9 protein-coding genes are annotated in these 6,000 nt (G+C 64.7%); 2 read left to right on the forward strand and 7 right to left on the reverse strand.

The genetic code is table 11. The features are described from left to right. The first annotated feature begins 67 nt into the window (after positions 1–67). Both FHT19_RS23875 and FHT19_RS23880 read left to right on the forward strand, forming a co-directional pair. Positions 68–964: a zincin-like metallopeptidase domain-containing protein gene (locus FHT19_RS23875; RefSeq protein ID WP_169477078.1), complete on the forward strand. Its 897-nt coding sequence runs from the start codon at positions 68–70 to the stop codon at positions 962–964. After that, a complete protein-coding gene (locus FHT19_RS23880; protein ID WP_248290636.1) occupies positions 961–1,236 on the forward strand; it encodes a sigma-70 region 4 domain-containing protein in 276 nt (91 codons plus the stop codon). The genes FHT19_RS23875 and FHT19_RS23880 overlap by 4 nt, the downstream gene beginning before the upstream one ends. 55 nt (positions 1,237–1,291) lie before the next feature. On the opposite strand, the gene FHT19_RS23885 is transcribed toward FHT19_RS23880, so the two are convergent. From FHT19_RS23885 to FHT19_RS23915, 7 genes are all read right to left on the reverse strand, one after another. Beyond that, on the reverse strand, positions 1,292–1,501 hold the full coding sequence (locus FHT19_RS23885) for an AlpA family phage regulatory protein (protein WP_169041624.1): 210 nt from the start codon (positions 1,499–1,501) through the stop codon (positions 1,292–1,294). Positions 1,502–1,783: 282 nt separating this feature from the next. Further along, complete coding sequence (locus tag FHT19_RS23890; protein WP_169477079.1) at positions 1,784–2,368, reverse strand: hypothetical protein; 585 nt, start codon at positions 2,366–2,368, stop codon at positions 1,784–1,786. Positions 2,369–2,900: 532 nt separating this feature from the next. Then, a complete protein-coding gene (locus tag FHT19_RS23895) occupies positions 2,901–4,148 on the reverse strand; it encodes a DUF4010 domain-containing protein (RefSeq protein ID WP_248290638.1) in 1,248 nt (415 codons plus the stop codon). Continuing rightward, entirely contained in the window at positions 4,141–4,674 is a 534-nt protein-coding gene (locus tag FHT19_RS23900; RefSeq protein ID WP_169477080.1) for a helix-turn-helix transcriptional regulator, read from the reverse strand. Before FHT19_RS23900 ends, FHT19_RS23895 begins: the two co-directional genes overlap by 8 nt. 9 nt (positions 4,675–4,683) lie before the next feature. After that, entirely contained in the window at positions 4,684–5,274 is a 591-nt protein-coding gene (locus FHT19_RS23905) for a cytochrome b/b6 domain-containing protein (RefSeq protein ID WP_169477081.1), read from the reverse strand. A gap of 185 nt (positions 5,275–5,459) precedes the next feature. Next, a complete protein-coding gene (locus tag FHT19_RS23910; protein ID WP_169477082.1) occupies positions 5,460–5,627 on the reverse strand; it encodes a DUF6771 family protein in 168 nt (55 codons plus the stop codon). A gap of 76 nt (positions 5,628–5,703) precedes the next feature. Continuing rightward, positions 5,704–6,000, reverse strand: a 297-nt coding sequence (locus FHT19_RS23915) for a conjugal transfer protein TraD (RefSeq protein ID WP_248290637.1), incomplete at its 5' end; no start/stop codon positions are given.

A 6,000-nucleotide genomic window follows, 5' to 3' on the forward strand; every position in this document is an offset into this window, starting at 1 on the left:
TGGTCCGCTCCTGCCGCCCCCCGCCACCCCGGCGCCGGGCCATGGCGGTTTAAGGAGCTTGAAGATCATGAGCACCGTGAGCACAACTGAACGCCAGTCCCTCTATGCCGAGGTGACTTCCCGCATCATTGCCGAACTCGAAGCCGGGCGCCTGCCCTGGGTGCAGCCATGGGACGCCAGCCACCGTCCCTGCACGCTGCCCCACAATGCCGGTTCGGGTAGGACTTATTCAGGGATCAATATTCTCATTCTCTGGACCTCTGCCATCGAGCAGGGCTTTTCCTCGCAGCGCTGGTTGACCTATCGCCAGGCCGAAGCGGCTGGGGGGCATATCCGGCGCGGCGAGAAGGGGACGGTGGTCTGCTATGCCGATCGCTTCACCCCGCGCGAGGAAGCCGCCAAGGCCAGAGACGAAGACCGCGAAGCGCGCACCGTGGCCTTTCTCAAGCGCTTTACCGTGTTCAACCTCGACCAGTGCGAAGGCCTGCCCGAGGACATGATTGCCCCGGTGGCACCGATTGCGCCTGAGCTGGCCATTGCCGGCGCTGATCGCGTGATTCAGAATAGCGGGGTGACCTTCCGCATCGGTGGCGGGGAAGCGTTCTATTCGCCCACCCATGACGTGGTGCAGGTGCCGCCCCAGGCTGCCTTCCTCGAGCCAATCAACTGGTTTCGCACGGCCCTGCATGAACTCGGTCATGCCACCGGCCACAAGAGCCGGCTGGACCGGGACCAGACCGGCAAGTTTGGCTCTGCATCCTACGCAAAAGAGGAAATGGTGGCGGAAATGGCCAGTGCCTTTGCCTGCGCGGCGCTGGGCATTGTTCCGACCGTGCGGCATTCCGATTACATCGGCGCATGGCTGGAAGTGCTGTGCGCCGACGAGAAGGCGATCTTCCGCGCGGCCAGTGCGGCCAGCAAGGCCGCCGATTTTCTGCTGGCCTGCGGGGAGGACCGGCCATGAGCTCGCCTCTTCCGCCCGAATGGGGCACGCCCGTCCTGCCGACGATCTCGCCGCGCACGTTCTGGCGTCGGGGCCAGCGCGGCCTGCGCCGGATGACCAAGCGCCAGCGGGCGATCTTTGGGGCCGTGCGCTTCGAGGGCGCCAGCTACGCCGAGCTGGCCCAGCGCCATGGCATCAGTGTCGAGACGGTGCAGGCCGAGCTGGCCAAGGCCCTCTCCACCCTGACCCGCGCGGTCTATGGGCACTGGTGGCAGCGCTGGTGGCCGTGGTGAAAAATTCAGGCCGCCCGATGACTTGCCATCGGGCGGCACCGTTGTGCGGATCCCATCAGGTGAAGTCGTCGACGGAATAGAACATCGGGTTCTGCAGCCACTGGTCGAGCGCGCTGCGGCGCCAGCCCACGCAGCGCGTGGCAATGCGCGACTGCTTCGGAAAGGTCCCGTTCTGGACCTTGCGATAGAGCGTCGCGCGCGAGAGCCCGGTTTCCTTGAGCACTTGGGGCAGACGCACGAAGGAATTGGGGGAGGCGGTATTCATGGCACATCCTTCCTGTTTGATGGGTTGGATTGGCCGGCCACGAGTAGAATTGGGGCGTTGCGGGAAAAGCGCAAGCGCCTGAGAATCCGGGGAATGCGGCATCTGCCGCGAGCACGCTGCCCGGTACACCGAAGCGCACCAGTACGACCTCGCACGAACACCAAAAAAATTTTGCGCGCAGGGGCTGCGCGGCTGGCAAAACCGCCAAGGTCAGCGGCATCGCGCGATCAATTGCTCGCAAACGATGTTGCCGTGCGAATCAGCCTGGCGCGGCGAGACCGATCAGGACGGTGCCCGGCGCTGCTTGCGTCGGCCGTGCCCGGTCACCTCGGCGACATGGTCTACCAGCGCGGTAATGATGTCGCGAACCTCGTCGACGGCAAAGCCTCCGGTGTCAGGCTTGATGCCGTGCGCGCGGCTGAGGTCGTTCCATTTCCAGTAGGGCGAGAGCACGTTCATCAGCCTCTCGGTCTCGGCATCGTCGCAACCGAAGCCAGTGGCATTGGCGTAGGCCAGGGAGCGATCGACATGGAGGCCGATGTACTTGGCACACCACGCGTCGGGGAAACCCACATCCAGCAGATGAGATGACATCGCCAACTGCGCGACGATGCCGGCCGAGTAGAACAGATAGGCCGTGTCATCGGCCATGGGCGAGGCAAGTGATCCCATGAACTCGCCTGCGCGCTGATAGCGATCCAGGCTGAGCGCGCGGCCTTCGCGGGTGCGCAGGAGCCGAACGGGCCGCGCGTCATAGCGTCGCCATAGCGCGCCGAGCTCGGAATTCTTGCCCGGCAAAGTGGTGATGGCAGCGCCCAGCGTAGGGGCGCCAAAGTGGGATGAAGTAGCAGGAACGATCGTGTCCATATGTACCTCCGGTCCGCGTCAGAAGCGGGGAGCGGAAGGCCTCAGGTCATCACGCGGACTGATCCCGAGCTCCCGCACGCTTGCGCGCGGGAGCCGCCGGAGCTGGTAACATGCCAGAGACATGCGTCGCCGCCTTTAACCCGAAGGTCTGGACATACGCCGCGACACCCCGGAAAACCATGTTTTCCGAGTTGGCTTCTCTGGCGGGATTACCAGTCCCGGCGCTGCCCTTTGCGCAGCGCGGCCCCACGATACCAGACGCGAATCCGCGCGCCAAGTTTTTGCGTGAATTATGGAAAAGCGGGGCTGCACCGTCAGCGTCGGCCGAGGATGCCCGCATGCTCTCGGCCAGCCGACCCCGCCGCATCCGCACATCGGCAAAAGCTCCGGTGCGGATAAGCGGTCTTAAGCCTCGCGCGTCTCGCCGGCTCCATCACGCAGGGCATCGCCCAGCTGGAGGCGACGGCACGGCAAGCCGGGTGATTATCGGACCGCAGGCACTTTGCCCGCACAGATGCCGATCATGGCGGGTTTAGAGGAGCTGCAAAGCTGCAAGCCCTGCTAGCCAGGATGCAACGACAATGCCGGCTTGCGCTGGGATGACCCGCGCCGCGAAGGCTTTCGTTCCCGCCGTGGCCGCAAACAGCATCTTGGCGATGCTGCTGGTGGTGCATGCGATCAGGACCGGCACGATGGCTTGGGCTGGCGTGATTGCCCGCTCACCCACCAGCGTGGCGATGGAGATGACGGCAGCGTGGACGTCGAGCACGCCGCCGATGGCGGCGGCAGCAGCAATTCCCAGGGTCCCGAACCATGCCTGCATTGCGGCCACCAGGATCAGCATTCCCGCCAGCATCGCGGCAAACACCAGCGCGATCATAACATTGAAAGAGCGGCTGAACGTAGGTGGTTCTGCCGACGATTCCCGCCATGCTGCCAGCATGAACCAACCGCCGGACAAGGCGGCGGCCAGGGCTGCGGCGGCAACGGGTGCAGCCGTTGCCAGAAATGCGCGGTGATCGGTTAGGTTGATGACCACCGCCATCTGCACATAATTGGCCACCGTCGACAGCACCGCCGCCGCCACGCCGGCGGCCAGGGAGGCTGGATTGGCGCGCACCCAGGCGCCCATCGCGCCGATCGTGGCCGAGCTGGAAATGAAGCCGGACACCAGTCCCAGCATCGGCACGCCCAATCGTGCGCCGAGAAGCCGCGTGGCGATTTGCCCCACCGCATTGATGCCCAGGATCATGATGACCACCAGCCAGATGGCATGGGGGTTGAGGGCGGCAAAAGGCCCCATCGGGCGATCAGGCAGCATGGGCAGAACGATCAGCGTTGCACCCGCAATCAGCAGCACGTCTGCCACCTCATCGGCCGTCACCATTTGCCCGACGAAGCGATGCAAGGGTTCGCGTGCGGCAAGAATGATGGTGATGAGCACCGCCGCAGCGCCAGCAAGTTCGGGCGCGCTGACCGACAGCGCGCCAAGCAGGGGCATGGCGATCAGGGCGATTTCCGTCGTGATGCCGGGATCGGCAGAGGCGCGCCGCTGCCAGTTGCTGAACAGCGCCACCGCGGTGATGCAGGCGACGACGACGCCACTCATCCAACCCCACGGCGTCAACGCGCTGGCACAACCCATCACACTGGCAATCGTGAAGGAGCGCAGCCCGGCCGAAGACGGGCGCTGGGCTTTGCGCCGCTCCCGCTCCGCGCCGATCAGCAGGCCAATGCCCAACGCGATCAGCAGATGATGAAGCAAGCCGGTATCAGCCATGGTCACCCTGGCCCTCCAGCGCTGTGGTCGGATCGATCAGTTCGTCCATGAACAGCGCGATCAGGCCGGTTTGCGATGTGGTGCCCGCCTTGGCGTAGATTCGCGTCAGCTGGGCTCGAACGGTTCCCTGCGCCGACCCGCGCAGGCCTGCGATCTCGGAAACATCGAGCCCCTTGATGGCGAACAGAGCCACATCGGCCTCGGCTGCGGTCAAATGCCATTCGGCAAAACGGGCACGGATCAACGCGCCCATTGCGCCGCGCGCGGCGGCGAGCATCGCCTGATCCTGCCGCGCCCGTTCGATCAGCGAACGCACATGGATGGCGCCCACTACCACGCCGGCCGCTAGCGCCAGCGTCGCTCCCAATTCGATCGACAGGTGCCAGCCCAGCCCGGCGTCGGTGATGTCACCCGCCACATCGAGCGCGAAGAACATCGCCGCCAGCACCTGACACCCGAGCACCACCGTCAGGATTAGCGCTTTGCGTTCGAGTGATCTGGCCAGAGATCCGGCGATGCCTTGCATAAAGCTGGTTTACCGCCGACCAGGCAGCATGGCCAGCACCAGCCCACGCCCGGAGCGCCGCGTTTCAAATATGACCCCACCTAGATGCAAGACGACCAGCACATAGAGCAGATTGACGGCGGTCTCGTGCATCTCGGCCAGCGGGCTTTCCTCGCCTTCGCGCTCGTCCTCGTCAGGTGATGCGGCTTGCTCGACAGCATGATCTGGATGCGTCGCCGCCTTGGGCGGCAGGCCGGCCATCGCGATGCCGCTGGCGATGACAAGGCCGAGCGTCGCCCAGATGGCATAGACCATCAAGGCGCCCAGCGGATTGTGCGACGGTTGTTCGTGGACCTGGCCAGCCTTGATTTCGCGAATATGGGCCATCGCCTGCCGGAGGTTGGGCGGAAAAGCCGAGAAGCGCGCTTCGCGTGGTCCAACTATTCCCCATAGCAGCCGGAGCGCCAGCATTCCCGCCAGGGCATAGCCAACCCAGATATGCGGCCACGACCCGCCTTCGGTGAAGACGCCATTGGCAAGCAGTGCCGCCACGATGCTCCAGTGGGTCAGCTTGACCACCGGGTCCCAGTTGCGCGGTGGTTTCGGGAGGGCAATCGTCATGTGCAAACTCCTGCATGATGCGAAGTTCGCCGATCTTCACCACTAGGTTCGGGAGTGCCATTGCAGCCCTGCTTATTCAGGGTGTCGTAAGCGCCTGCTTATCACGCCTCGCCCATCGCATTCTGCCGTTCGGGATGGCTATGCCGTGGAGGTTCGCCAGTTTCCCTAGGTATTGTCGCTCGCCGTCAACCGGCTGCCTTATCGACCTCGTCGATCGCATCGGCCAGCATTGCCGCCAGCGCCTCTTCGGCGCGGGCGCGAGCCGATGCATCCTTGGCGGCGAGATCGTTGCGAAGCCACTGCGGTGCACGTTCGATGACGCCGAGAATGCGGGCCTTGGTCTTGTCGTCCATGCATGTCCCTATGGCGACGTGGCTGGCGCGGAGCAATGCGCTGGCGACGGGTAGTGGAAACGGTGTTGCCGGTTTCTCAGTCCGTGTCGTCGGCATCGGTGAAAGCTCGCCGCCCGCGCCGCCGCCACAGCGCCAGTTGGTTGCCGGTCTCGTCAGAACGCAGCTTTGCCGCCGCCTCGACCAGCAATCCAAAGATCACGGCACGATCATCATCGGTCAGTTCAACGATGCCGGCCTTGGCAATGAGCCCACCCAGCTCGATCAATTGCCGCGTGCGCTCGCGCCGCTTCACCTGCCAGGCCCTTGTGTCATGCCGCGCCTGTTGCAGGGCCAGGCGATGGCGAGCGCTGGTCGTGCGGCGCTGCTGGTTGCG

This window comes from Novosphingobium sp. SG919, assembly GCF_012932495.1.
In the GTDB taxonomy this organism is placed as follows: domain Bacteria; phylum Pseudomonadota; class Alphaproteobacteria; order Sphingomonadales; family Sphingomonadaceae; genus Novosphingobium; species Novosphingobium rhizosphaerae.